Genomic DNA, 1541 nt, shown 5'->3' on the forward strand with positions numbered 1-1541 from the left:
CAGCCATGAGCAAAACTCCAAAAGAGTAGTAATTGCAATGGTTTCCGGTCATGGCTGAAACCGAAAATCACTCATATGATATAGAAAGCGGAGCCCCATTCTGGTAAAATTAATTTGCAGAAAACCAACCGGAAAGGGGCTGGCCGCTATCTACCGACAGGAAATCATTCAGGATGTGACACTGTTCACATCCCAAAGCGCCGCCATGTTTTATGACAAGCTTTTCAGCAGCTTGGACTTCACGCTGCCCAGAGCGGCAACCGGGCGGCGGGGCTTCCCCAAAGAAGCCATGGTCTGTGCGTTTATCGTTATGAAATGCGAGGGTTTCACGCAGATCACAGATCTGATGGATTATCTGGACAACAACCGCATCATCGCCCATTACTGCGGCTTTAACATCATGGAGCCGCTGCCGTCCTACTGGACGTATGACCGCTGCCTGCGGCAGTTGAACAACGGTGCGTTGAAGTCGATCATGGCCAATCTGGTGCGGAAGTTGTATGAGCTGGGCGTGGTGGATGCGTCTTTCGTTGGTCTGGATTCCACACCCGTCATGGCGAACACGAAGCAGAACAACCCGAAGTCCTTTGCGAAAAGCAAGTTCTCCAAGGAAAACCACCCCAAAAGCGACCCGGACTGCGCTCTGGGCGTCCATTCGGCCTCCAACCAGCACAATGAGCGGCGGTATGAGTTCTACTGGGGATACAAAAGCCATGTGCTGGTGGACTGCATCTCTGGGCTGCCGCTCTACGAGTTGACCACGCCGGGCAATATCGCCGATTCCTCCGTTGCCGCCGAGATCCTCGCCGAAGCTGACAGGGTGATCTCCTTAAAGGAATGCACCTTCCTTGCCGACAAGGGCTACGATGTGAAAAGCATCTACAATACGGTAAAAACAGTCTATGAGGGCGAGGCATTTATCCCCCTCAATCCACGCGGCACGAAAGTCTCTAAAGCGCTTCCTGCCGGTAATCCGGTCTGTGACGCTGGTCTCGCTATGCACAAGGATGGCAAGACCACCGACAATGGGCGTACCCGGCAGAAATATTGCTGCACCTTCCGCCAGTCCAAAACCGGTGTTTGCCCTTGTAACCACAAAAACTGGAACAACGGGAAGAAGAACCGAGGCTGCACGAAATACAAGACCGTTCCAAACGATTATAGACTTTCCATTGACCGCAGCTGTCTCTATTTCAAGCGGACTTACGCCCTGCGGACGGAGTGTGAGCGTTATAATTCCCGCTTTAAATCCACAGGTCAGGAACGGCTGTGGGTGCGCAACGGCACAAGTGCGGCAAACCTCAATACGCTGGCCCATATCTCTGCCCTAACTGTTGCGTTGGCCGCCGTTCTGCATGGTTCTCACTCCTACCGTTCTGCCAAACAGCTTCGGCGTTCCGCCTGATCTGCCTGTTCCATACCTTTTTCAGGCGCGGGGTTTACCGCGCTATGGTTTTTGCACCCTTGAGATGCCCTAATCTCTTTCGATTCCCATTTGCCTGTTTGCGGGCCGCTCTTTCCAACTGTTTTGCTCATCTCTT

At 53.0% G+C, this 1541-nt stretch carries 1 protein-coding gene; it reads left to right on the forward strand.

Features of this window, described 5'->3' with window-relative positions; all coding sequences use genetic code 11:
• Positions 1-175: 175 nt before the first annotated feature.
• The gene (locus tag ACTNBK_RS17000) at positions 176-1405 is read left to right on the forward strand and encodes a transposase (RefSeq protein WP_441147873.1); all 1230 of its coding nucleotides are present in this window, start codon (positions 176-178) and stop codon (positions 1403-1405) included.
• The last annotated feature ends 136 nt before the right edge of the window (positions 1406-1541 follow it).

This window comes from Intestinimonas sp. HCP28S3_D6 (assembly GCF_052065695.1).
Lineage (GTDB): Bacteria > Bacillota > Clostridia > Oscillospirales > Oscillospiraceae > Intestinimonas.